The sequence below is a fragment of the Gimesia benthica genome (assembly GCF_009720525.1).
Classification (GTDB): domain Bacteria; phylum Planctomycetota; class Planctomycetia; order Planctomycetales; family Planctomycetaceae; genus Gimesia; species Gimesia benthica.
Genome location: NZ_CP043930.1, coordinates 2,668,511 through 2,692,667 on the forward strand (window position 1 = coordinate 2,668,511; position 24,157 = coordinate 2,692,667).

Consider the following 24,157-nt stretch of genomic DNA (forward strand, 5'->3'; position numbering starts at 1 on the left):
AATAGTTTTATGAACCAGCAACAATACCATCCGTGGCTCTTTCGCATCGCACTGGCGACCACCGTCGCTACGCTGCCACTGATGATTATGGGCGGACACGTTACTACCGAAGGCTACGGCATGGCCGTCGATGGCTGGCCCGGATCCGACGGACAGAACATGTTTACGTACCCCGTCTTCGGGCTCCCCACGGATAAGTTTTTTGAGCATGTGCACCGACTGCTGGGAACACTGGTGGGCTTCCTGTCCATCATCCTGGTGATCGTCGCCTTCAAAGTGCAACCGCAAAAATGGATTCGCAAGGTTGCGATCGCTGTCCTGATCTGCGTGATCATCCAAGGCATTCTGGGTGGTACACGCGTGACAGAAAACAGCGTCGGACTGGCGATGTCACACGGACTGTTCGCCGCCTGCGTCTTCACCCTGATGGCATTCCTCACCATGGCAACCGGCAAACGCTGGATCGAAAACAGCAACGATCCTCCCGAGCTTGCCCCAGGCTACGGACGCCGCCTGGCGATCACGGTCCCGCTAGTCGTCCTCTTTCAGTATTTCCTGGGAGGCTTCCTGAGCCACTTCAAAGTCGGCCTGCATCCCCACATGAGCTTTGCCTTGGTGGTCCTGGTTTTTGTGATTATCGAATTCCGCACGGCCCGCAAGACAGGAATTAAATGGCTGAAACGCCCTGCCATGGGTATGCTGCATCTGGGAATCTTCCAGATCATGCTCGGCATCGGCGCCTGGCTGACCCGGTTCGGACTCCCCGCTGCCGGAATTATCGGTGAACCCGGCTCCCTGCAACAGTCGCTGTTCCGCACCGCGCACCTGATCACGGGGATTCTGTTCCTGATGACCACCACCCTGTATTCAGTCCGGGTCTTCCGGCTGCACCAGTTAAATAAAAATCGTTCGTCAGAGCAAACTCTCTCTGCTACTGATTCCTTACCTGAGACTGAAGGTAATGCCTGAAAATGTCTACGACTCAACAATCTTATATCGCCGTTGAAGAACCGAAAGCCGCAGCCCGGCCCATCAGCCTGGCACGGCTCGCCGATTACCTCGAACTGACGAAGCCCCGCATTTCGACAATGGCGTTGATCTCCGTTGCCCTGGGTTACACCCTGGGGAGCGCCCATTCCTGGTCGCTGCTCCCGCTGATCCACGCCCTGTTCGGCATCGGACTGGTCGCCGTAGGCTGTAACTCACTCAATCAGCTGCTGGAAATCAAAAGCGATCAACTGATGCCCCGCACCACAGGTCGCCCGCTTCCCTCCGGACGACTCTCCGTCTCCGAAGTGCTGGTGTTCGGCATCCTCTGTGCCCTGATCGGCATCTTCTATCTCGCATTGATGGTCAATCTGCTGACCGCGTTTCTGTCCATGCTGACGCTGGTGCTCTACGTTGTGGTTTACACGCCGCTCAAACGCTGCACCTCGTTCTGTACCACCATCGGAGCCATCCCCGGCGCCATGCCCCCGATCCTGGGCTGGACCGCTGCCGGCGGAAATCTGAATACCGCGTCCTTCTCCATTTTTGCCATCATGTTCCTCTGGCAGTTCCCGCACTTCCTGGCGATCGCCTGGCTGTACCGCCATCAGTATCACCAGGCCGGGCTCAAAATGCTGCCCGCCGCTGATCCCCGACCACGCATGATTGGCTGGATGTGCGTGATTTATGCCACCCTCCTGATTCCCGTCAGCCTCCTGCCACAGTACGTCTCTCTGGCCGGCAGCGTCTATTCCGGCGTCGCGCTGGTGCTGGGAATCGCTTACCTGATCTTCTCGATCCGCTTCCTGGGCAATGAAACCCGTAAGACCGCCCGGGAGCTGATCTGGTGTTCGCTGATCTATCTCCCCGTGCTGCTGATCACCCTCACCTGGGATCGCCTGCAGCTGTTTAACTGAGAACGTTCAGCATCACTGTTTTGAAGACCACGACCGTTTAACTGCCTGCGAAGCAAAGTGAAAGACGACAATGAGTCACGAAAGTAATTCGCCACAATACCGCATGGGACTTCCCATTCCACATTCCAAACTGGGCATGTGGCTCTTTCTGGCGACCGAGATCATGTTCTTTTCCGCGTTCATCGGGGCCTACATCGTCCTGCGTGCCGGCTCTCCCGGTTGGCCCACCGACCCCGACGTGACCCACCTGCGGATCTGGGCCGGCGGACTGAATACCTTCGTCCTGATTCTCTCCAGTTACTTCGTCGTCATGGCCCTCGAAGGGATGAAGGCCCAAAACTTCTCCAAGGCACGCAAATACCTGCTGCTGACCTTCGTTCTGGGTTGTCTCTTCCTGGGAATCAAATCCTACGAGTACTCAGGCAAATTCAAATACGATATTCTCCCCGGACACATTCCCGAAACGCCTCAAATGGCCATCGACAAATCGATGCGGGAAATGAAGCAGGTCATCGACAACCGCGCCATCGCCCTGTCAGGCGTCAAGGATCCGGAAAAAACCGAACCCACCGAAGACGCGGAATCGGTCGAAGAAGCCGGTGTCACCGATGAAAAAACCGAAGCCATCGTTCCCCCGGTCGAAGAGCTCCGCCAACAGCTGCAGACAGAACTCTCAGCCGAAGACACACCGGCAGCCCGCAAAAAAGAACTCCAGGCCTACTTCGATCTCGAGACTGAATACCGCAAACTGAATAACCAGGCACTCGAAGAATCGATCACCGTTCCCGAAATGAACAAAGCCCTGGATACCCTGAGAGAAAACCCCGAATACGGTTCTCTCCTGGCCCCCGTGCATCATCTGCAACCCATTATTTATGGCAACCTCTTCGCTTCCGTCTACTTCCTGCTCACCGGCTTTCACGCACTGCATGTCATCATCGGCATGCTCCTGTTCGCGATTGTCCTCGTCCAGGGAAAACGACTCTGCGAAAAGTGGAATGACTATGTCGAAAACATCGGCCTCTACTGGCACTTCGTCGACCTGGTCTGGATCTTCCTGTTCCCGTTGATTTACATCCTTTGATCATCCAGCGATCTCCTTCAAGTTCGGAAAGACCGAAGTAAGATGTCCCAAGAACCAGCTCATCCCGCCTCCAGCATCTACACGAAGATCTTCTACGCCCTCTGCTTCTGCACCGTGCTCTCGATTCTTTTCGATATCATCGATCTGCGTGAGAAAAATGTGGTCGGCATCAAGGGTGTCATCCTGCTGGCGTTCCTCGTGCTCGCCGTCGCCTGTGCCAAAGCTCTGTTCGTGCTGATCTACTTCATGCACCTCAAGTTTGAAGGCAAATGGAAATACGTTCTGCTCAGCCCGACGATCATCCTCGCCATGGGGCTGACCATCGCCATGACCCCCGATATCGGCATTCATTACTACACCAGTGAAGCCCCCCAGATTGATTACCTGGAACAGGCACAGCAGGCCTCAGCCGACACTGCGCCCGACCAGCCCGAAACGAGTCATGTTGAGTAACACGCCCCCGCAGGAAACCGCCCGCGCGTCGCGGATTGTCGTGCAGGATATCTCGCACCATTACGGGCAACGCCGCGCCTTGAACCAGCTCAGTTTCGAAGTCCACACCGGCGAAATCTTCGGTCTGCTGGGTCCGAACGGCGGCGGAAAAACCACACTCTTTCGCCTGCTCTCGACCCTGCTCCCCCTGCAGGCCGGATCTGCGGAAATCGCGGGACTCGACCTGGCCACCCGATCGCAGGAAATCCGTAACCTGATCGGCGTCACTTTTCAGTCACCCAGCCTGGACGGCAAACTCACGGTCCAGGAAAACCTCAAACACCAGGCTCACCTGTATGGCATCTCCGGAGCCCTCATGCGGGACCGCATCGCCAATGCCCTGTCCCGCCTGGGTCTGACCGACCGCAAAGGGGATCTGGCGGAATCCCTCTCGGGCGGCCTCAAGCGGCGCGTGGAAATCGCCAAGGGCCTGCTGCACTCTCCCCGTGTACTCCTGCTCGATGAACCCAGCACCGGCCTCGACCCCGGCGCCCGGCATGATCTCTGGAAATACCTCAAACAACTCCAGCAGGAGAACGGCGTCACCATCCTGATCACCACACACCTCATGGAAGAAGCAGAACACTGTGACCGCCTGGGAATTTTAAACCGGGGCGAACTCGTCACCTGTGGTACTCCCGACGAATTGCGGGCTTCGGTTGGCGGCGACTGTCTGACCATCCAGGCCGAGCATCCCGACGAACTCGCCCGACTCATCACTGAGAAGTTCGGCGTTTCCCCACAGCGCATCAACGCCAGCCTCCGACTGGAACACCCCCGCGGACACGAATTCCTCAAAGATCTGATCGACGCCTTTCCCGACCAGGTCACTTCCGTTTCCCTGGGCAAACCGACGCTGGAAGATGTCTTCATCCATGAAACCGGTCACCAGTTCTGGCAGGCGGAGGAATCGGAATGAATCAGAACATGCCCGCTGTCCACAAACCCGCGTTCGTCCTGCCGATCCTGACACTCGCCCACCGCGAGGTCGTCCGCTTTGTCAGACAGCGCACCCGCGTCATCGGGGCTCTGATCCAACCGGTCCTGTTCTGGATCCTCTTCGGAGCCGGACTCCGCGGCTCGTTCCAGGCCCCCGCCTGGGCGCCCGCCGGCATGACCTACCAGGAATACTTCTTCCCCGGCGTCGCCGTGATGATTTTGATGTTCACCGCCATCTTCTCCACGATCTCAATCATTGAAGACCGCAAAGAAGGCTTCCTGCAGGGCGTACTCGTCGCGCCGGTTCCCCGCACCTCGATCGTCCTGGGCAAGCTGCTGGGCGGCACGATTCTGGCCGTTTTACAAGCTGTCCTGTTCCTTTTCCTGGGACCTTTGCTGAATCTCGTCGGACTGGCTCCCGACTTTGAAACAGGTGTCACCCTCGCTGGTCTGATCCCTCTGATTCTGTTTCTGTTCCTGCTCGGCTTCAGTCTGACCGCTTTAGGCTACCTCATCGCCTGGCCCATGGAATCGACTCAGGGCTTTCACGCCATCATGTCGGTCTTCCTGATGCCCATGTGGCTGCTCTCAGGCTCCTTTTTCCCCGCGGGCGATTCGGGCTGGCTCTCGTGGATCATTCGCGCCAACCCCTTAACCTACGGCGTCACCGGTCTCCGTCGGATTCTGTCATCTGCAGAAACGCTCCCGACAGCCCCCGGCAATCCGTCAATGATTGTCTGCCTGACCGTCACCGCCGTCGTGTGTATAATCTATGTAGTTCTTGCCATCTGGATGACCGGAAAGCGGGCCACCCGTAACGCCCGTTGAATCACACCGACCATCAAACGAGATTTGAAGTATTCAAAATGACTGAAACACCAAACAAACCTCCCCGCCGCATTCCCCTGATTCTGACGATTTCACTCTGGGTTCTCGTCGCCGTCAGTGCCTTCGCCACCTGGCAGCTCAAGAAGCAGAGCGACCTGGCCCTCGAACAGCGCAAAGCCGAACAGGCAGCCCAGGCTGAGGCGGAAAAAAACATGGAAGAGACTGAAGAGGTCAGTGTCAAAGGTCCCATCTGGCCCCAAGCAGGTATCGAAGATTTCAAGCTCACCGAACGCAGTGGCAAAACCATCACGAAGAAAGACCTGCTGGGAAAACCCTGGGTCGCCTGCTTCGTCTTCACCCGCTGCGCCGGTCCCTGCCCCCGCGTCTCCGGTCAGTTCTACCAGCTGCAGAAAGATCTCAAAGACCTCGACTTCCGCCTGGTCACGATTACGGTCGACCCCAATCATGACACTCCCGAAGTCCTCTCTCAATACGCCGAGCTGATGGGCGCCGATCCCGAGAAATGGCTCTTCCTCACCGGCGACCAGAAAGAGATCTTCCACCTCATCGAAAAAAGTTTTCTGATGCCTGTGGAGGAAAATGTCGGTCCTGCCCGCAAGCCTGGCTTTGAAGTCATTCACACCACCAACGTGATGCTCGTTGGCCCCGATGGCCGCGTACTCCAGAAGTTCAACGCCGTCAACGACGCCGAAATGGCCGAGCTCCGCCGCGAAGTCCGCAAGCTCGTCAAAGCAGAATCGAAAGACAAAACAGACTCTGAGAAGAAAGCAGAAGCACCAGCCAAAGAAGAACCCAAGCCAGTCGCAAAGCCTCCGGCCAAAGCGGGTATGATCTCTTTGAGCACCTTACTGTTCCCTCTGCTGCTGGCACAGTCTGAAACCGAATCCGCCCCCGCTGCCCCTGCGGAGCCGGTCGTAGTCGAAACGGAAACCGTCGAGACTGTTACCGCAGCAAGCCCAGCAGGTCAGGCTCCCGACTGGGTCATGCAACTCCCTACCATCAACGCGGCCCTGAATGGTCTGGCCACGATTCTACTGATGGTCGGCTACGGATTCATCCGCAAAGGGGAACGGGAGAAACACAAGAAAACGATGCTCACCGCGTTTGGCACATCGGTCCTGTTTCTGGTCTTCTATCTGATCTACCACTTTGCCCTGCAGAGTTACACCGGCGATGCCTCCCGTAAATTTCAGGGAGAAGGCCTGATTCGCCCCGTGTATTATTTCATTCTGATCACCCACGTGGTCCTGGCCGCCGCGGTGCCTGTTCTCGCCTGGATGACCATCCGCCGCGGACTCAAACAGCAGTGGGAAGCACACCGCCGCATCGCCAAAATCACATTTCCGATCTGGCTGTATGTCTCCATCACCGGCGTGGTGATCTATTTTATGCTTTATCATCTGCCCGGGGCCGCCTGATCAAACCAGTAATCATTTGGCACAGCCCCGCCGGTCTGTTATCCTGATAATATTGAAGACGTTCCCGTTAACCGAGTTTCAGCATCATGTGCAAACGATTTCGATTTCTGCGATCCTGTTTTCTGGCCACAGCCCTGCTTGGCCTGTTCTCTAGTCCTGCGCTGATTCGCCCGGCTCAAGCCTGCCCGATGTGCAAGGAGTTGAACGAAACCGATGATCGCAAACCCCGGGCCTACATGTACAGCATCGCTTTCATGCTTGCCATGCCCGCCATGATCTTCAGCGGCTTCGGCGTTGCCTTCTACAAAATGAACCGCCGGGAACAGGATGCACTCCACAATTACGAAAACAACCGGGACCCGCAGCAGTCTGCCGCAGATCCCGGTTCGAATTCGATAATGGATTCAGATCGCTCGCACGATTAGTTCAAAGGCTGGCGACGCGGAGTATTCCAGACGGTCGCAGCCGATGGTGCAGGACGGAAAGCCCCTCTCGCGGCAGCACTCCGTGAAGCAGAATCATCATAGGCGGATGTCGCCGGAGTCGCATTCAGCGAAGGAATCGTCTGCCAGTCGGAACCGGAATTAGATGTCAGCTGTGGTACCTGCAGCATGGCAGGACTGGGAGGCAGAGCCGGACCAGAAATCGGATAAGTTCCCACACTGGCAGTACTCGCGTATGAAGTTGTGGCACCCGTTCCCCAGGAAGCAGCCGGCTGTGCAGTCACAGTAGGTGCCAGAGTCGGGTAGGCGCCCAGATCCAGCGACGTAGAAGACATCGGAGTCGGTGTCGGCACGGTCGAAGGTGTCGGTGTGGATGGAATTACGGTTGGCGAAGGACTGATCATCGAAGGCAGTCCGTTCATACCATTCACACAGTCCGTGCAGGTTGACTGAGGAGCCATCACCTGAACCCGTTTGCGAACCTGGTAAGGCTGACGCACGTAAGTGGTTTCCTGACGATAGCAGGTCTGAGGAATCTGTTTGGTCACCATCTTGGGAACCCAGACTCGCTGCCAGCCACCTTCATCCACGGTCACCTGACGATAGGTCGTTACAGGCACGTTCCGTGTCTGAGGAATCATACGGTATTCGGTACAGATAATGTCCTGGTAACAGATCTGCGGCGGAGGCGGAGTACACACACCCGGGCAGCAGGAAGTGACAGGAGCACAACGACGGAAATAACGCCGGGCCAGTTTGCGACAACGATGTCCACAACGGCTGTGCTGCGGATAATAACAACCCATGCCACCACGGTTGAACAATCTGCGAAACAGATGCGCGTCGGCTTCGTTACTATCAGCAAAAATCAGAAACAGTGATGCGACTACAATGACATTTCGAATCCAGGGGGACATCGAAAAACTCCTTTTTTGACTAAGTGTGCTGAAAGGCACTCCTTGATTTCGTTCCTGTTTCAGACTCACTGAAACCTGGGTTCCCCGAATGAGGTTCCCGAACGAATAACCCACCGTTCTTCTTTATCGGCATAATCGTTAAAGTCGCTTTATTTTAAATTTCCGGAATTCCAAAATTCATTTACTCCCGGTACCGGTGACATTTACCCCCGTTTTTGAGAAGATAGGGAGATTGAATCCGGGCAGCACCGCCATGCCCGTACCTAACATCATTCTATTTCTACACTTAACACACTAGAACACCCCCAAAGGAACCCCCATGGCAGACACACAACTGGCTCATATGGTCTATTTCACCCTCAATGACGGCTCTCCGGAAGCAATTCAGACCATGGTGGACGCCTGTCACAAATATCTCAAAGACCATCCCGGCGTCGTCTATTTTTCCGCCGGCCAGCGGGGTCCCGAGTTCCAGCGGGAAGTGAATAATCAGGAATTTCACGTCGCTCTGAACGTAGTCTTCGACAGCAAGGAATCGCACGATATCTACCAGACCGCTCCCGATCACCTGAAATTCATCGAAGAGAACAAAGCCTCCTGGGCCAAAGTCCAGGTCTGTGACAGCTACGTCACCAGCTGATCCATGACGTGCATCTCGCTCACAGCAGGGGAACCACCAGCGGCGTCTGGTATTCCGGATGGGGCACCACTTTGACCCGGGTCTGATAGACCTCGCTCAAACGCGCTTCCGTCAGAACCTCCGCCGCGGTTCCCAACGCAGCGATCTCGCCCCCGGCCAGCAGCACAATCTGGTCGGCAAAACAGCTGGCCAGGTTCAGATCGTGAATCGTCAGCAGCACCGTCAACTCCCGCTCGTGTGCCAGATCGCGGATCAGTGACAGCACTTCCACCTGGTATTTCAGATCGAGGCCCGTTGTCGGCTCATCCAGGCAGAGCACCTTGGTCTGCTGCACCAGCGCCCGGGCAATCAGCGTCCGCCGCCATTCCCCGCCGGAGATCTCGGTAATCTTCTTCGCCCGCAGTTCTGTTAATCCGGCCTGCGCCAGCGCCGTCTCGACATGCTCCGCATCTTCTCCGCTAAACGGCTGCACCCAGCCCCGATGTGCCGAGCGTCCCAGTTGCACGGTCTCCTCAATCGTCATCGGCCATTGAGGCATCTCCAACTGTGGTGCCAGTGCCAGTTTCTGGGCCATCTCCCGTCGAGACAGTCGCTGCACATCCTGACCTTCCACCAGGATCGTCCCCTGCTGCACTGAGATCAACTGAAACAGCGCACGCAGCAGTGTCGTCTTCCCCGACCCGTTGGGTCCGAGCAGTACCAGCACCTTGCCCGGCTCTACCGCCAGTGAGACCTGGTGCAGAACTTCCTGGTTGGGATAGCCGCACGTCACATTCTCCAGTTGAATTTCAGGCATGGGAGACCTTTCACATCGACTGTCGGCCGCGGCTGATCAGCAGGAATAGAAAAAACGGGCAGCCCATTAAGGCAGTCACCACACCTACCGGGATCTCCGTCGGTGCAATCACGGTCCGTGCCAGCGTGTCGGCAATCACCAGTAGCGTCGCCCCGAGTAACGCACTGCCCGGAATCAACAGTCCGTGTCTAGGGCCCAGAAGAATCCGCGTCATGTGCGGTGCCATCAGCCCCAGAAATCCGATCACCCCCGACACGGACACACAGGCCGCCGTACACAACGTGGCTGCCGCTAAAATCAACAACCGCACCTTGCCGCTTGGCAGCCCCAGTGACATCGCCGTCTCATCCCCGAACGACAACAGATCCAAAGGCCGCGACAACATCCATATCAGACCGCCGCTCACCAGGATCACCGGACCGGCAATCGCGATTTCATTCCAGTGTCTGCCTGAAAAGCTCCCGAGCAGCCAGTTGAAAATGGTATTCAGCATCTCATGATTCAGAAACATGATCAGCGAAACCAGCGCTCCGGTAAAACTGCTGAGTGCCATCCCCGCCAGAATCAACGTCAACAGCGGCGCACTTCGTCCCAGGTTACTGAGCGAGGCAATCACAAACACAGCCCCGACAATCAGCATCGCCCCGCCAAACGCCGCCAGGATCAGCCAGGGCACCTGACCGGTGCTCGTGATGACCGTCACACTTCCCGCCAGACAAAGCAGAGCCAGTGTCGCCCCCAAAGCGGCACCGCTCGAAGCACCAATCACAAACGGATCAGCCAGCGGATTTCGAAACACTCCCTGAAACGCAGCGCCCGCAATCGCCAGCCCCGCACCGACACAAGCCGCCAGCACCACTCGCGGTAGTCGGATCTGCCATAGAATCGTCTCGATCTGCGCGCCGGCTGCGGCCCCTGTCAGACCCTGCCAGATCTCGGACAGCGACAACTGCACCGCACCAAAATGAATCCCCACCAGCAGCGCCAGCAGCAGCCCTCCCAGGAACGGGAGTATCCGCCAGACAGCAAAACGGGGTTGCGTGGGTCTCACCTGCAGAATCCACTCTCAAGCTTAAGGATCGGGAAATGCCTCAGGGTACAACGCCTGTGCCAGTTTTTGAAGTCCCTGCACCACCCGCGGGCCGGGCCGGGAAATCACATCGTCTTCAATCAGATACACGCGTCCCCCTTTCACCGCTGCCATGTCCGACCACCCCGGACGCTGACGCAGTTTTTCGAGCACCTGCTGCGCGTCCGCGGGCCCCTCTTTCATTCGCGGCATGACAATCACTTCCGGGTTCCGCAGAATCAAAGTCTCTTCACTCACCTGGGGATAAGCTGGTTCCACATCCGCGAACACATTCTCTCCCCCGGCCAGCGTGATCAGCTCGCCGATAAACGAATGCGGGCCGGCAGTCATCAACGGCTGATCCCAGACCCGGTAAAAAACTTTGGGCCGCTCCTCTTTCTGAAACGGTTTGATCTGCTTCTGTACTCCAGCGATCTCATCCTTCAACCGGGCGATCAATTTCTGTCCCTGTCGAGAATGCCCGGTCGCCTGCCCGATTCCCAGCATCGCTTTTTCGATATCCGCCACCGACTGCGACTCCAGGGCCAGCACCGGAATCTTAAGTGTCTCCAGTTGCGCCGCCAGCTGTCGATGATAATCCCCGCCGGTCACAATCAGGTCCGGCTGTAACTCCACCAGCGCTTCCAGGCTGATGCTGCCCGGGTTCGCCAGCGCAATCTGTTTCAGTTCCTCAGTCTCCGGCGGATAATTGCACAAAGATGTGCAGCCCACCATCTGCTCACCCGCCCCCAGTGCAAACAGCGTCTCCGTATGCGACGGAAGCAGCGAAATAATCCGCCGCGGCTGTTTCGCCAGCGTGACATCCCGCCCCTGGTAATCTTTCACCGTCACCGGGAACGACTGCGCCTCCGCAACGACGTCGACTGCAGTCGCCTCCGAAGCAGGCGGCAGCTCAGACGCAGGTGCCTGCGCCCCCTGCTCTGTCTGTGATGCAACCGAACCCGCTTCCTGCGTACCACAGCCCACCAACCAGGCCAGCGTCAGTAACAACAGGATCAGTTTCAATTCGAATTGATGTTTCATATCAGTGTCTGTTTCTATTTCTTCGCGCGGGGAACAGCCCCACTAGCCCCTATCGTAGATCAGCCCGGAATGTCCGACAACGAACATTCCGCAGCTGACTACGTTTTCAGTCATCTTTTCCTATGAATCACACGTTCAGACGCGTGACAGCCACTGGGCCCGCAGTTGCTGCGCCGCCGCGACCATATTCTCCAGCGAAGGTTTGACTTCCTCCCATTTGCGGGTTTTCAGACCGCAATCCGGATTCACCCACAACTGGCGGGGCTGCAAAACTTCGAGAGCCTTCTCCAGCAGGTACTCGATCGACTCCACGGTTGGCACCCGGGGCGAATGAATGTCATATACGCCGGGTCCAATCTCATTCGGATACTGATACTGCACGAACGCATCCAGCAGCTCCATATTGCTCCGCGAAGTCTCAATCGAAATCACATCTGCGTCCAGAGCCCCGATTGCTTCGATGATATCGTTGAATTCCGAATAGCACATGTGTGTGTGGATCTGCGTTTCGTCTTCCACGCCTGCCGAAGCCAGCCGGAAACAGTCCACCGCCCACTGCAGATACGCGTCCCAGTCGGCCTGCCTGAGTGGCAGACCTTCGCGGATCGCCGGTTCATCGATCTGAATCACCCGGATGCCGCTCGCTTCCAGATCGAGTACTTCATCCCGGATCGCCAGTCCGATCTGCTGACAGGTTTCGCTCCGCGGCTGATCGTCTCTCACAAACGACCATTGCAGAATCGTCACCGGCCCGGTGAGCATCCCCTTCATCAGCTTCTCGGTACAGGACTGCGCATAAGCAGTCCACTTCACCGTCATCGGCTCCTTACGCAGCACATCACCAAAGATCACGGGCGGCTTCACACACCGCGAGCCATAACTCTGCACCCAGCCATGCTTCGTCGCGATGAAGCCTTCCAGCTGTTCGCCGAAGTACTCGACCATGTCATTCCGCTCCGCTTCGCCATGCACGAGCACATCCAGACCGATCTCTTCCTGGCAGCGAATATCACTGGCAATGCAGTTCTTGAGAAACTCCTCATACGCTGCTTCTTTCAGTTCCCCTTTCTTGAACGCGGCCCGCGCCTTGCGGATGTCATCCGTCTGCGGGAACGAACCGATGGTCGTCGTCGGAAACAAAGGCAGCTGCAGTTCGTGCGTCTGGATCGTCTGCCGCGCCGGATAAGGAGACTGCCGTCGCAGCATCTCTTCCGTCACCCCGGCACAGCGTTCCTTGACCTCCGCACGATGGACGCGCTCGGACTTCCGTCGGGATTCCATCTTCTCATCGTACCAGGCCAGTTCCGCAGCCACTGATTTCCGTCCGCCATTGATGGCTCGCGTGATCAGGTTGATCTCCTCCAGCTTCTGCTGCGCGTAAGCCAGCCACTGGCGAACCTCGGGATCCAGTCCCGACTCCAGCGACAGATCGACGGGCGTATGCAGCAGCGAACAGGAAGGACCGATCAAAACGCGATCTGTCCCCAGCCGTTCCACGACGGTTTCCACCAGCGAAATCGATCGGCTGACATCGTTCTTCCAGATGTTCCGCCCGTCGGCGACTCCCAGCGAGAGTGAAAGTTCTTCCGGCAGTTGGGCCAGCACGTCTTCCAGCTGTTCTGGTGCCCGCACCAGATCGATGTGCAGCGCTTCGACCGGCAGCGACACCGCCGTCGACAGGTTCTCTTTCAGGTCACCAAAATACGTGGCCAGCACAATTTTGAGCTGGTTTCCATTAATCGACAGTCGATCGTAGGCCCGTTGAAACGCCGCCTGCTGGGCTTCCGTCAGATCGAGCACCAGGCACGGTTCGTCAATCTGCACCCACTCCGCCCCGGCAGCCGCCAGTTCCGCCAGCACTTCTGCATACACGGGCAACAGTGCATCGAGCAGGCTTAAGGGATCGATATCCGCCTCCCAGGTCTTCCCCAACAGCAGAAACGAAACCGGCCCCAGCAGTACGGGACGCGTCTCGATTCCCAGCGCCTTCGCTTCCAGGTACTCCGTGATCGGCTTCCGCGAAGCGAGCTGGAACTGCAGATCCCCCTCAAACTCAGGGACCAGGTAATGGTAGTTCGTATCGAACCATTTGGTCATCTCCAGTGCCGCGACACCTTCGGTTGAGGCGGTCACCGACTGCCCCCCTTTGCCACCCCGCGCCATCGCGAAGTAAGTCGCCAGGTCAACTTCTTCCCCTGACCATTCAAACCGCCGGGGAATCGCACCGACCAGCGCCGCGGTATCCAGTACCTGGTCGTAAAGCGAAAATCGTTGGAGGGAATGTGCGCGATTCCCGCCTGCTGCTGTCGTTTCCAGTTAGTTTCACGCAGTTCACGACAGACATTGTGTAATTCCGCTTCCGAAATTTTTCCGGACCAGAATTTTTCAACGGCCCGTTTCAGTTCTCGTTGTGCGCCGATACGGGGAAATCCAAGATTGGTAGCAATAGCCATCTGCTGGCTCCTTTCAAAGTGTATTGATAATGATTGTGTTGGTATGCATTCCGCCACCGCGCGTACCGCGAGCGCACGTGACATCGGTGCGTACCGTCAGCGGCGACGTGTCTGTGAAAGTTTTGAAAGCAGCGCGCACGTTGTGCGCAGACCTTCCCTGAGTTCACAGACCGTGAAAAAACAAAAAGCGATCGAGATCAGACACAGCGCGCTGATCTTTGACGGAGCACTGCAGACAGGAACCACGCCGGCACGATTACCGGCGCAACCTCAAGGCGCGCAGGCAGAAACCGAACAGGGATCTGACAGGGGTTACAGGCATTAACACTCGCGCAGGATCGAACACGCAATCGAGAACGAGGGCCGCACACTCAACTCGCGGTGCGCGCAACAGCAGTGCCAGTCTTAGACCAGGCGCATGTCAGACTCTGCATCATCTGCGTCTCCAACCCGTCTGTATTCGGGCGAGACATACAGTCGGTCACACCAGTGGACGCGCTGCATGTAGAGAGTCATAGCTGTTTTCCTGTGAAAACGAAACAAAGACAGGAAGTGAAACGCAGCGTTCAACGTTTCATCAATTCCAACGGACAGCGAGCTTAACAGTCGACACAAGATTCGTCAACTTGAAAATCAGTCAAAACGATCAGTCGGTGTGAGAACCGAATCTGACATGAAGACACGCGAAAGAGAAACTGGTGCCGGCTCATTTCCATCGTTATTCAATTCTATTTTTTATTTTAAAGGTTCGTTAGTTAGAGATTTTTTTAACTGATCAGATTCCAAGTAACCACGGATAATTTGATCAATTTTATCACCACTAAAACCAGTTTCTTCTAAGAGAATAATAGCAAAGATTAACCGCATTAGAATTATTGTTTGCGTTCGTCGTGCATGTGTAAATTCTTCACCAGCATCTCCCAAGCAGTGGGCATATTCGTTTCGTCTGCTTGCAACCAGTTCGGCAAATTTATTCATAGTCTTTGGCTTGGTTTTGGATTCATTCGTCAACCATTTTGCTAATTCAATATTCTTAGTAAATAACTGTCGCAAACGATCAGCCAAACTTGGTTCATGCGAATATTTCAACTTTCCATTAATCCATTTGCCAAGTCCCCTTCTTTCACCATTTCTTTGAGCACCAATATCTGCACATGATTTAATTTCAGTGCATAACTTAACAATTTTTTTAACACATGAAATATGCTCCTCTGATGGTATTGATTGATCAGAAAATCGAATCCGATGATAACCTTCTAAAGCCTGAACCAATTGCATAAAACGCTGATCAGCGTAAGCCTTTTTATCAAAAGAACTAAAATATAACCATATTGGCATATCAATATCTTCAAGAGTATCTGACCAAGCTTGAAAATATTTCTGAGGGTCGTCTGCGACAGCCTTCCAAGCAAAAAGCATTTTCGTAAAGTGGATTGGCGTTATATCAGAACGAGGCCTAATCATTCGAAAAAACTTAAGAGGGTATTCATAATTTGAATCAACAGGATTACGCATTTCATTTTTGTATACTTGCAAATCGTATGAATAAACTTCTTTTTGCACTGCAAATTGAATAAATTTTTCAATGTTTAATAAATGATCGTTTAAAGAAGTTTGCCCTGTATTTTTGAAGTCTTCCAATGGTAGTTTTGTTTTTTTCGTTCTAATAACGATACGCGCTGAATGTGATATTGTTCCTGCTTTTTGTGCATATTCGACTGAAGGTGGTTTGTAAATATATTCTATTTCCGCAGTTATATTTTCATTATCAATAATTGTAATTATATCTGGACGGGAATAACGAAAATCGATGATATTGTTTTCATGATCGTGCTTAGCTTTAAATGCATTTAATCCATGCCAATCCTCAAAATTACTAATTCCAAATTTGATTTTATCGAAACATAATTCTTCATATGTACTTAAATGTGCTCCTTCAATAATTCGATTAACAGCATAAGAGTAATCATTGGTTTGAACCCCTGAAGCTCTATTATAATTGTATTTATGTGCAAATAAAAAACATGACACCAAAGTATATATTTGACCTCGCCTAGAGCTCCCCAAGATGATCAAATCGTATTTTGTATCAGCATTACTTAGCGTATTGAACGGTATGTTTGAGAGACTAAAATCCTCAAGGCTATCTTCTGTATTCAATACAAAATCTTCGGCTTCTTTACCAATCAGAGTACCTCTTATTGTTTTTTGTGGTGTTTCAGGCAACCACCATTCTCCCTCAACTTTAATGTCCTCAAAAACGGATTTGACATCTTTTAACTCGGCCATACATCCAATCTCTCATTAATAAAGTCGAAAAGCATATTCGACTCATCGAGTTAAATATTTTTAAAAGGGACAAGAGGTCTGACATAAGAAATCCTGGGATTATTAAAGGGCCAACAAAGGGGTCGGGTCTCTTCTTCAAGAGTCGCTGACCCTTTTTTATCCCTTCCTGTTACTTTTACATCTCTTCATCCATTGTTTGCTGGGCCAATTCAACTCGCCTTGAGTGGTCTTTGTCAGCAACTAATTCTTTTACTCCAGCGCATACTTCATCCCAACCGCTCCTAAAAGTATAAGCTTTTTTAAATTCATCTGATGACTGAAGATAGTGATGCCATTTTTCTATATTGTACCCAAAGTCCTCCCCCGTTTCTTCTTTAAGGCTCTGTAATGCTTGTCTCATTGCTTCAATTCGATCTTCTTCCTTAGCTATGTCGCCTGGTACTCCACAAAGCGCACCTCCCAAATCCAAGACGTCCACTTGCAAACTTGTCATTCGCCCCAGACCATATGTCCGCATTACCAACCTCATAACTTAAAGAATAATTATCAGAGCCCCCTTTTCTCTTCTCGAAGGGAATTCCTCGCAGGAGATAAAATTATTCAGTAACCATTACTTGTTTCGGGCCGACATTCAAAGAGCTCTGATGGTGTGAACTACCCACTGATCAATTTAAATATTCGATAATAATCAAATCCATTTCCTTTAGGAGGCAATAATCCAGCCAATCCAGATATGTCTCTCTCGCTGGAAAAATTAGATTAGTCCATACTTCTTTTTCTTCCTCAATTTGCTGAGGATTCATCCCTCTAAAATCCCTAACTTCTTCATATGTTTTCTGAAGACAGCCTTCCAGTTGTTGTCTTTCTTCTTTGATTTCCTCCAGAGTTAAGTATGCGATATTTTCATCTTCAGGGGGAAATCCAAAGGGTGTCTTATAGGGTCCGTTCAATTTACTGTTTTTGAACTCCAGATCATGAATTGGAGGCATTTCAACAATGTTGATATCTATTTCCAACTCTGTTCCAAATAGATCACGTATAAATCGAAAGGGAAGTACTAATGAACCGTTAGGCTCTATTGGGTCATGTGGAAGACCAAATATTTTCCTTAGATTGGACTCATGCATCTTGTAGCACTCTAATAAATCTTCAGATAGTTCGTTGTTAGGAATGTTAGGATCGATACCGTCCTCTTGTTTCACTTGTTCTAAAAACAACTGAATATAACCTTCGGCTTCTTTCTTATTTATTTTTTGAATCGATTCAATTTTGATAGCAAAACCAACGATGCTTCCACTGATATAATACATCTGTATGATATTCCTCGGAGGGGCCAGAATTATTCAGCAACTATTACTTGCTTTTAGCTGTCATTCAACGGATCCATCTAAGGATCTATTAAAGGGGACTGGTCTCTTTTTTAAGAGTCCTAACCCCTTTTTCTATCCGGCTTCACAGAAAAAGCTGGCTGGAAAGGTCTTTGATTCGAAGAACGTAGTCCAACCACATCCAAAAGTCTTCCCCATGCTCGTCAATTAGGTCCATTGTTGGATCGAAAACAGATTCTCTGATTTCATACTGGAGCAACAGAATTCGCTTGCCACGCATTTTCAGCGAAAACTCCCGTCTGCATGATTTTCTGCGAAAACTTGTGACGCACTCCCCTGCCTCAATGTTTATGCAAATTTTAGAACAGTCTGTGGTCTGCTCTGCGGGTGATAGTATAGAGCGATGTATCCATAGTCGGCCGAGTTCGAACGCCGATACGGTATCCGAACACTGCTCGACTTGCAGCAAGAGAACGTCTTCCGGGCGATACAAGACTACTGTAAGTTGGGGCGTAGAAACATAAAACCCCACTACATTTCTGGTGCCAAGGGCGCAGGACTTGGATCTATCGAAACTAAGAGGTTCTCCCACTTCAGAAACGTTACCGCATTGATAGTAATCCTGAATTACAGGTTTCATTGATTCTCCCAGTTCTCCATCACGAGCATCGGGATTAAAGGGGTGCACGACAGGTGGCAACTGAGCATCCTTGTCGCCCGATACGAGAACTGTGCCGCCTGGCAGTAGCGCCTGTCATTCACTCTGTATCCATGGCAGCACGATTCTGGTGGGGTATTTGCTGCCAAAATAAATGGTCTGGTTGGCGATCTTCAGTTCTGCGTCGGCGTTTTGATTCGCCGCCGTGTTGTGATTGCGATCGTAATTCGGGAAGTCCGAACTGGTGATATCCAGGCGAATCCTGTGACCGGGCAGAAATGCATTCGATGTGGGGTTCATGCGGATCGTGTATTTTACAACAGCTTCCGGTTTAATCAGACTCGGCTGATCGAGTCCCTGGCGATACCTGGCCCGTACCATCCCCATCGACACATCGCGTGCCAGTCCGTCCGGGTGCACATCGATCAATCGAACAATGAAATCGGTATCGGGTGCAGACGATGCGGCGTGCAACTCCACAATGGGATTTCCTGTCACTTCTATGCGCTCAGTCAGGGGCTCCGTCTGATAAACCAGAATATCCTGACGTTGGGCTAAAGGCCGCTGGTCCGTCGGAATTTGAATTAATCGTTCTCCATGCAGGGAAGGCACCGGGTTCTCGGGATCGTAGCGATAGTTGTCTGTGCCCTGTTGCGACGGTAAATCGACCGTCAACTTCCCATCGCCGGCGGGAGTGTTCGCTCCGTCAGCGCTGCCTGGATAGAGGACCTTGTCTTGAGCCCGCTCCAGTGGCCAATCGGGCTCGTCACGCCATGCGTTGTCTCCCATGACAAAGATGCGATAGGATGCAGTCTCATCGATGCCATTCTGCTTGCCCTTCAGCCAATAATCAAACCAGCGTATCTGGTAAGCCGCAAGATCAAAGACGGCCTGTGGACCAAAATCGATGTTCCCGTAGCGGCGGCGTTTAAAACCTCCGTGAGGCCACGGGCCGACGATCGTGCGCGAACCCTTGCGTGCCACCTTACTCCCCCCCTCCGACCTGATGGCACGATCCAGCATCAGGTCTCCGTTGCAATGGTCAGACCAGCCGATGATATTTAAATTCGGGACCGTGATTTCATCCACGGATTTGTGCAGCTTCCAGGGATCTGTATAAGGATTCTTCAGCCAGTAACGGACAGGCTTGATTTCATCCTCGAATACTTCTTGCGGTAAATCCAGGTAGGGGAGAAAATTCAGCCAGTGCTCGGACTTACCAGAAGTCCATTCTGTTTGTGCTGCAGCGCGTGCGTGAGTGCCTTCCCGTTCCGCACGACGGCGCATGTCCGGCGACATGGAGACGGACCACCAATGGAGCCGACGCCCGGGTCGGATCGTACCCGGACCTTCCAGATCGGTATAGCGCGCCGGGATACTATAAGCGCACATGGCGACCAATGAGGGTGGCCTCAATGGGGCTAATCGCCATTGAAGGAAGGCATTGTAGGACCCTCCAAACGTGCCGACTTTTCCGTTGGAACCTTCCAGCTTTGCCGCCCATTCGACCGTATCGTACCCGTCTTCCGCATCATGCGTATTGAAACGCACAAACGACTCCCACTCCCCATCCGAATCGTATCGTCCACGAGCATCCTGAGACACGACGATATAACCCGCTTTGACATAGCGATCCATTCGCTTCGACTTTCCATACGGGGTACGCATTACCAAAACGGGGTAGGGTCCGCCGCGATCGGGCCGAAAAACGTTTGCCCTCAGTATGACCCCGTCGCGCATCGGCACGGCAACGTTCTCTTTGACTTCAACCTTGATCGGTTCAGTATCGAACGCTGAGAGGATTTCGGCCGGGATGATTGCTGAAAGCAAAGTTAAACAATATGCGATGTATAATCGAATTCGCTTGGAGTACATGGGGCTTGCTCCTGAAACGCTCCAGATAGTTGGACGTGAAATATATTTAGAATACGGTCATGACTAAAAAGTTGTTATGCTAAATGCTTCATCTCTTTTTTAAGAGTCGCTGACCCCATTTACTGTCTTAAGCCACCTTCAGGATTTGGAGGAAAATCAAGTCTTGCCGTAGTGGGAACAGACCCTGGCATTAGTCTATCACGTTCATCCCCGAACAACAGTAACGATCTGCCAGAGCCAGTAGTTTTCTCTCAACCCTTCACGCGCAATAAAAAAGGGACCACCGGCGGTGGTCCCTTTGAAGGGTGTTTCATTTTGTTGCAGATGAATCAGTCCCGGGTCACATTTGAGACCCGCTGACTATTCATGATAAAACGACTGCGGGGGTTTGAATTTTGAGTCGAGTTGAAATTCGAATGTCGATTCCGGCGCTTTGACTGAGGCTGCCTGGATAATCGCATGTGGCTTGAACAGGTTATAGGCAGGCGGAATCTGTTCTTTCATCCCGACTCCACCTTGTTGGGAATCGGGAGGAATCGGAGACCCGTCCGGGAGGGTGATCTTCGAGAAGGTCACACCGTACTCCCCGGGAGGGCATCCCGGATTCGAATGGTAGTCAGTCAAAGTAAACTTGCCCGCCTCATCGGTCAGGCCAAAAGCGCCATTCCCTTTCGTTCCGCTCGTGGGATGAAATTCAACCATGGCACCGACAAGCGGTTCTCCATCCATCGTCACGGATCCCGTAACAGGAATCATATCAGTGCCGGGACCGGTATCCGAACCGCCACAACCGGAAAGAGCAGTCAGCATTACCGCAAAAAGGATCGCGGTTCCTCGAGTCAATTGACGCATCGTATCTAAGCACGCGCTCATGTTGTTCCACCAGAGTAAGAAGAAGCAGGATTGAATAAGAGAAAAGAGTCTGATGCTCACGGATTTCCTCATCCGTAAGCATCAGACATATCGGAAAACAAATTCCATGATCAGAATTCACCGAGTACCTGGCCGTCTTTGATTCTGGAGAGGCCGGTGCGGATAGAAGCATCGACGTTCTCGCTGAGAAAACGCACTGCACCATCGGCAAGCAGAATCATACAACCGCCGACATGGGCACTTCCGGGCATACTGTAAGATCCCAGTACGCCGGGACGTTCCGTCATTGGAGGAGTCCAGGAGCAACAGAGCCAGTAGTTGATTCCCCGACTGTGACCCAGGTTGACACCATTTCCTGCATAGACGCTACAGCCCCAGTAGTTACCGGTTCCATCCCGCACCTGACGAGTCGTTTCGCAGACCATGACGGTATTACTGGTCCCATCTTTGATCTTCGAGATATCAGAATCGGAATTCTCCCCGAAGAGCGCTCTTGTGGTAGCTCCTTCATTTCGCCACAACGCCCAGGGGCCCGTACCGGAGGTGACACTGAACCCGTAGTTGGTCATGGCACTTCCCGAGACACCACAGCCGTAGTTGGGAGACACGGCATTGTAGGTCTGGTTGTTGTCATCACTCGGACAATTGAAAACAGCGATGACCTTTTTCGTCAGCTCCATATTCGCGGTGATGTCTGCAGACGCGCCCATCACGGTTCCCGCACTGTTCGAAGACCATCCGCTAAATGTACTGTTGCGCTGGGCGGCACTGAAGTTGAACTGATTATATAGTGCAGTCTGTTCAATATAGGGCAGCAGCAGCGTCCAGCCTGTTTGATTCAGGATCGGATCGCCGGCCTGCTTCCAGACCATGGCATTGTTGGCACTCGAGTAGGGAAACTTGCTGTGAGCATCGTGATAATTGTGCAACGCCAGTCCAAGCTGCTTCATATTGTTCTTGCAGGTGGAACGGCGGGCCGCTTCGCGCGCCTGCTGTACGGCAGGGAGCAGCAATGCAATCAAAATAGCGATAATTGCAATTACCACCAGCAGTTCAATCAGAGTAAAACCCTTCTTGTTGTGTATGGTCCTCGACATCAAATAACTCCCTCTTAAAATTCATAGGTTTAGAGATAAATCCACAGGATTAGAAAATACAGAAGCTTAATATGTGTGCTGGATTAGTTTCGTGATGATGGTATTGAGAAGGCTTCTCACAAACGAAGGTCGATAGCGTATTGGAGGGTCACTTATTGGAGGGAAAACAGTTCGTTTATTTTATTTATTAAACTATGGTTAAGCCATTGATTCAATACTAAATTCTAAAATGAACATCGGTTCCCCGAATTAAAAGGGAGTCTCCAACAAACTGTGCAGACTCCTGCCCCGCCTTCTGAATCACCATTTCCAGGAATGAAAAGGGGATTTGTAGAATGGCACAAGGAATTGTTTTCCAATAAGTAACTCTTGTTCTTGTCCTGATGTAATAGTGGATGAGATGTAGCAAGAGGACATTCAACGTGAGGCTCGAAGAGAGGTCTTCAGCAGGAGGGGACAGAGCGCCATGTTCCAGCACACAGTAATGCAAAGCATGTGCCGTCACGGGTATCAAAAGGGGTCGTTAAAATTCTCAGTTTACCGGACATGAGGCATCGAGACACAAACTGTTATCCATGCTTCACTTATGCGAAATTGTATTTCGTCGTCTCAGAATGGGTAGTCTTTGAGACATTGGATGAGAACTTCGCGAGTGCCATAACTTTTTGATGATTGCCAATTAATTTCGCACCAGAGATCACCAGAATCATAGGACGGTGAACTCTCTAATACAGTCGGCTATCGCCAGCTGCGTTGGTTTATCTCTTTTCAACAGCCACAGATAAAACGCTTTGGTTGGAGCCCCGCCTTCCATTTTCCCCCATTCTTCACGCGCATCAAAAAAGGGACCACCGGCTGGTGGTCCCTTCGAGGGTGCATTCCATTTTGTCGCGGACGAATCAGTCCCAGCTCAGTGATCCTGAGCTCTGGTATTCGGTCACGCGGGTTTCGAAGAAGTTCTTTTCCTTCGAAAGGTCCATGGTTTCGCTCATCCACGGGAACGGATTCGAAGAACCGTACTGGGCGGGCAGACCGATGCGTTCCAGACGACGGTCAGCAATGTGCTGCACGTATTCGCGGAACAGATCGCCGTTCAGTCCCAGAATCCCTGTGGGCAGACAGTCTTTAGCGTACTCGATTTCGAGTTCGGCTGCGTACTTGACGCGCTCGATAATGGTCTGCTGGAACTCGGGAGTCCAGACTTCCGGGTTTTCCTGCTTGATGCCATTGATCAGGTCGATCCCGAAATTCAGGTGAATGGTTTCGTCCCGCAGGATGTACTGGAACTGTTCCCCGATTCCGGTCATCATGTTGCGGCGATGGAACGAGAGCACCATCACGAAACCGGTGTAGAAGAACAGGCCTTCCATGATCAGGTAGTAGCCGATCAGGTTCTTCAGAAATGCCTGAGTTCCTTCGAAGGAATCGGTGGAAAAATCAGGATCCAGAATTTCGGAAGTCAGTTCCATCTCCAGCTGATCTTTTTTGGCGATCGCAGGCACTTCGTGGTACATGTTGAAGACCTCAGACTCATTGAGTCCCAGGCTTTCCACGATGTACAGGAAGGTATGGGAATGGACGGCTTCTTCAAACGCCTGACGCAGCAGGTACTGACGGCATTCAGCGTTGGTCACATGCTTGAAGATCGCCAGCACAATGTTGTTGGCCACCAGGCTCTCTGCAGTCGCAAAGAAACCCAGGTTCCGCATGATCACAAACCGCTCACCTTCGCTGAGCTTGCTGGAACGCCACATTTCGATATCCTTGGTCATTCCGACTTCGGTGGGCATCCAGTGGTTCGCACAGCCATTCAGGTAATGTTCCCAGGCCCAGTGATACTTCAGCGGCATCAGCTGGTTGACATCAACCTGCGAGCAGTTAATCAGTCGTTTTTTATCCGCCTTGAAACGGCCCGTGGGGGTATCTCCTACGGGAGTCAGTGAAGGAGAACCGGATGTATTGGAATTGAGAATTGTCATCATAACACCT

General features: G+C 52.8%; 21 protein-coding genes and 1 pseudogene. 10 read left to right on the forward strand and 12 right to left on the reverse strand.

The window, feature by feature from the left end; genetic code table 11:
* Positions 1-9: 9 nt before the first annotated feature.
* From F1728_RS10065 to F1728_RS10100, 8 genes are all read left to right on the forward strand, one after another.
* Entirely contained in the window at positions 10-969 is a 960-nt protein-coding gene (locus F1728_RS10065; protein ID WP_155363988.1) for a COX15/CtaA family protein, read from the forward strand.
* Positions 970-971: 2 nt separating this feature from the next.
* Complete coding sequence (gene cyoE / locus F1728_RS10070; RefSeq protein WP_149341784.1) at positions 972-1,904, forward strand: heme o synthase; 933 nt, start codon at positions 972-974, stop codon at positions 1,902-1,904.
* Positions 1,905-1,974: 70 nt separating this feature from the next.
* Positions 1,975-2,988, forward strand: coding sequence for a cytochrome c oxidase subunit 3 (locus tag F1728_RS10075; protein ID WP_228030616.1), 1,014 nt, complete (start codon positions 1,975-1,977; stop codon positions 2,986-2,988).
* 42 nt (positions 2,989-3,030) lie between these two features.
* Positions 3,031-3,441 (forward strand): cytochrome C oxidase subunit IV family protein, encoded by a 411-nt coding sequence (locus F1728_RS10080; protein ID WP_155363989.1) that lies wholly within the window; start codon positions 3,031-3,033, stop codon positions 3,439-3,441.
* Entirely contained in the window at positions 3,431-4,399 is a 969-nt protein-coding gene (locus F1728_RS10085; RefSeq protein WP_155363990.1) for an ABC transporter ATP-binding protein, read from the forward strand. The genes F1728_RS10080 and F1728_RS10085 overlap by 11 nt, the downstream gene beginning before the upstream one ends.
* Positions 4,396-5,247 carry an ABC transporter permease gene (locus tag F1728_RS10090; RefSeq protein ID WP_228030618.1) on the forward strand — a complete coding sequence of 284 codons (852 nt, stop codon included), beginning with the start codon at positions 4,396-4,398 and terminating at the stop codon, positions 5,245-5,247. Before F1728_RS10085 ends, F1728_RS10090 begins: the two co-directional genes overlap by 4 nt.
* A gap of 38 nt (positions 5,248-5,285) precedes the next feature.
* Positions 5,286-6,686 carry a DUF420 domain-containing protein gene (locus tag F1728_RS10095; RefSeq protein ID WP_155363991.1) on the forward strand — a complete coding sequence of 467 codons (1,401 nt, stop codon included), beginning with the start codon at positions 5,286-5,288 and terminating at the stop codon, positions 6,684-6,686.
* Between the two features lie 86 nt (positions 6,687-6,772).
* Positions 6,773-7,111: a hypothetical protein gene (locus F1728_RS10100; RefSeq protein WP_155363992.1), complete on the forward strand. Its 339-nt coding sequence runs from the start codon at positions 6,773-6,775 to the stop codon at positions 7,109-7,111.
* Here the strand turns inward: F1728_RS10100 and F1728_RS10105 are convergent.
* Complete coding sequence (locus F1728_RS10105; protein ID WP_155363993.1) at positions 7,108-8,046, reverse strand: hypothetical protein; 939 nt, start codon at positions 8,044-8,046, stop codon at positions 7,108-7,110. The two genes, F1728_RS10100 and F1728_RS10105, sit on opposite strands and share 4 nt — an antisense overlap.
* A gap of 319 nt (positions 8,047-8,365) precedes the next feature.
* Between F1728_RS10105 and F1728_RS10110 the strand changes: the two genes are divergently transcribed.
* The gene (locus F1728_RS10110; protein WP_145036942.1) at positions 8,366-8,686 is read left to right on the forward strand and encodes a Dabb family protein; all 321 of its coding nucleotides are present in this window, start codon (positions 8,366-8,368) and stop codon (positions 8,684-8,686) included.
* A 19-nt stretch (positions 8,687-8,705) separates the two neighbouring features.
* Here F1728_RS10110 and F1728_RS10115 read toward each other — a convergent pair whose 3' ends face one another.
* The 4 genes and pseudogenes from F1728_RS10115 to metE all read right to left on the reverse strand — a co-directional run bounded on the left by F1728_RS10115 (position 8,706) and on the right by metE (position 14,048).
* Positions 8,706-9,482 carry an ABC transporter ATP-binding protein gene (locus tag F1728_RS10115; RefSeq protein ID WP_155363994.1) on the reverse strand — a complete coding sequence of 259 codons (777 nt, stop codon included), beginning with the start codon at positions 9,480-9,482 and terminating at the stop codon, positions 8,706-8,708.
* A gap of 10 nt (positions 9,483-9,492) precedes the next feature.
* Positions 9,493-10,533, reverse strand: a complete 1,041-nt coding sequence (locus F1728_RS10120; RefSeq protein WP_228030621.1) for a FecCD family ABC transporter permease — start codon at positions 10,531-10,533, stop codon at positions 9,493-9,495.
* A gap of 21 nt (positions 10,534-10,554) precedes the next feature.
* On the reverse strand, positions 10,555-11,595 hold the full coding sequence (locus F1728_RS10125; RefSeq protein ID WP_155363995.1) for an ABC transporter substrate-binding protein: 1,041 nt from the start codon (positions 11,593-11,595) through the stop codon (positions 10,555-10,557).
* A 135-nt stretch (positions 11,596-11,730) separates the two neighbouring features.
* Positions 11,731-14,048 (reverse strand): annotated as a pseudogene (metE, locus tag F1728_RS10130) (5-methyltetrahydropteroyltriglutamate--homocysteine S-methyltransferase).
* Positions 14,049-14,091: 43 nt separating this feature from the next.
* On the opposite strand from metE, the gene F1728_RS10135 reads away from it, so the two are divergent.
* On the forward strand, positions 14,092-14,373 hold the full coding sequence (locus F1728_RS10135) for a hypothetical protein (protein ID WP_155363996.1): 282 nt from the start codon (positions 14,092-14,094) through the stop codon (positions 14,371-14,373).
* A 410-nt stretch (positions 14,374-14,783) separates the two neighbouring features.
* On the opposite strand, the gene F1728_RS10140 is transcribed toward F1728_RS10135, so the two are convergent.
* From F1728_RS10140 to F1728_RS10170, 7 genes are all read right to left on the reverse strand, one after another.
* On the reverse strand, positions 14,784-16,337 hold the full coding sequence (locus tag F1728_RS10140) for an ApeA N-terminal domain 1-containing protein (RefSeq protein WP_155363997.1): 1,554 nt from the start codon (positions 16,335-16,337) through the stop codon (positions 14,784-14,786).
* A 175-nt stretch (positions 16,338-16,512) separates the two neighbouring features.
* Positions 16,513-16,830, reverse strand: a complete 318-nt coding sequence (locus tag F1728_RS10145) for a hypothetical protein (RefSeq protein WP_155363998.1) — start codon at positions 16,828-16,830, stop codon at positions 16,513-16,515.
* 172 nt (positions 16,831-17,002) lie between these two features.
* Complete coding sequence (locus F1728_RS10150) at positions 17,003-17,647, reverse strand: hypothetical protein (RefSeq protein ID WP_155363999.1); 645 nt, start codon at positions 17,645-17,647, stop codon at positions 17,003-17,005.
* A 772-nt stretch (positions 17,648-18,419) separates the two neighbouring features.
* Positions 18,420-20,198 (reverse strand): CocE/NonD family hydrolase, encoded by a 1,779-nt coding sequence (locus F1728_RS10155; protein WP_155364000.1) that lies wholly within the window; start codon positions 20,196-20,198, stop codon positions 18,420-18,422.
* Positions 20,199-20,558: 360 nt separating this feature from the next.
* Positions 20,559-21,071 carry a carboxypeptidase-like regulatory domain-containing protein gene (locus tag F1728_RS10160; RefSeq protein ID WP_155364001.1) on the reverse strand — a complete coding sequence of 171 codons (513 nt, stop codon included), beginning with the start codon at positions 21,069-21,071 and terminating at the stop codon, positions 20,559-20,561.
* 110 nt (positions 21,072-21,181) lie between these two features.
* A complete protein-coding gene (locus F1728_RS10165) occupies positions 21,182-22,168 on the reverse strand; it encodes a DUF1559 domain-containing protein (protein WP_155364002.1) in 987 nt (328 codons plus the stop codon).
* A gap of 899 nt (positions 22,169-23,067) precedes the next feature.
* Positions 23,068-24,147: a ribonucleotide-diphosphate reductase subunit beta gene (locus F1728_RS10170; RefSeq protein ID WP_350192774.1), complete on the reverse strand. Its 1,080-nt coding sequence runs from the start codon at positions 24,145-24,147 to the stop codon at positions 23,068-23,070.
* Positions 24,148-24,157: the final 10 nt, after the last annotated feature.